This is a genomic window from Romboutsia weinsteinii (assembly GCF_002250835.2).
GTDB lineage: Bacteria > Bacillota > Clostridia > Peptostreptococcales > Peptostreptococcaceae > Romboutsia_A > Romboutsia_A weinsteinii.
The window spans coordinates 1-1,489 of sequence record NZ_NOJY02000137.1; the positions used below are offsets into that span (position 1 = coordinate 1).

Annotated in this window: 2 protein-coding genes; both read left to right on the plus strand. The window is 31.7% G+C overall.

Annotated elements, in window-relative coordinates; genetic code table 11:
* On the plus strand, window positions 1–639 hold a 639-nt coding region (gene pstA, locus CHL78_RS20160; protein WP_116041770.1), incomplete at its 5' end, for a phosphate ABC transporter permease PstA.
* Between the two features lie 56 nt (window positions 640–695).
* The gene (gene pstB, locus CHL78_RS20165) at window positions 696–1,460 is read left to right on the plus strand and encodes a phosphate ABC transporter ATP-binding protein PstB (protein ID WP_094369022.1); all 765 of its coding nucleotides are present in this window, start codon (window positions 696–698) and stop codon (window positions 1,458–1,460) included.
* Window positions 1,461–1,489 lie beyond the last annotated feature (29 nt).

Below are 1,489 nucleotides of genomic sequence, written 5' to 3' on the forward strand. Positions count from 1 at the left end.
ACATTATATACAGTGGCTCTTTCGTTAATTATAGCTACACCAATAGGTATATTGTCAGCTATATACTTACAAGAGTATGCAAAAAAAGGGAAAATAGTAACAGCAATAAGATTTGCAACTGAAAGTTTAGCAGGTATACCATCTATAGTATATGGGTTATTTGGAGGAATTTTCTTTGTTGTTACACTTGGGATGAAGTATTCAATACTTTCTGGATCTTTAACAGTAGCAATAATAATACTACCAGTAATAATACGTACAACAGAAGAAGCTTTAAAGACAGTTCCACAAAGTTACAGAGAAGCATCATTGGCATTAGGTTCAACAAAATTCCAAACACTTTATAAAGTAGTTGTACCAAGTGCAATACCAGGAATTTTATCGGGAATAATTTTATCAGTAGGACGTGTTATAGGTGAATCAGCAGCTATATTATTAACTGCAGGAACTGTAGCCCAGATGCCAGGAGGTATATTTGATAGTGCAAGAACACTGACAGTTCATGCTTACCTTTTAACTAAGGAAAAAGGTGATATACAGACTGCGGCAAGTATAGGTATAGTTTTAATAGTAATGGTGTTAGCATTAAATGCAATTGCAAAATTAGTAGCTAAGAAATTAAATAAAGCAAATTATTAATATATAAGAATTGAAGAGTAGTTATAAAAATTAATTAACATATAAGAGGTGTAAAAATGAATCAAAATAGTAGGACTAAATTAAGTATTAGTGATCTAGATTTATTTTATGGAGATAATCAAGCTTTAAAAAAGATAAATATGAATATAAAAGAAAAAAAAGTAACGGCTTTAATAGGACCATCAGGTTGTGGAAAATCAACATTCTTAAGATGCCTTAATAGAATGAATGACCTTATAGATAATGTAACGATAAAAGGAAAAGTAGAAGTTGATGGAGAAGATATATATATAAGTGAGGATGTTATTCAATTACGTACAAAGGTAGGGATGGTATTTCAAAAGCCGAATCCATTCCCAATGAGTATATATGATAATGTTGCTTATGGACCTCGTACACATGGGATAAAAGATAAAAAAGAGTTGGACAAAATAGTTGAAGATAGTTTAAAAGGAGCTGCAATATGGGATGAAGTTAAGGATAGACTTAAATCGTCTGCACTAGGACTATCAGGAGGTCAACAACAGCGTATATGCATAGCAAGAGCTATTGCTATGAGACCAGAAGTAATATTAATGGATGAGCCAACATCTGCACTAGACCCAATATCAACTGCTAAGGTTGAAGATTTAATTGAAGACTTAAAAGATGATTATACAATAGTTATAGTTACTCACAATATGCAACAGGCAGCACGTGTTTCTGATGATACAGCATTTTTCTTAAATGGAGAAGTAGTAGAATACAGAGATACTAAAACTATGTTTACTAACCCAGAAGACAAACGTACAGAAGATTATATAACAGGAAGATTTGGATAAAAAATAGTCTAAAAGGAGCATTATTATAG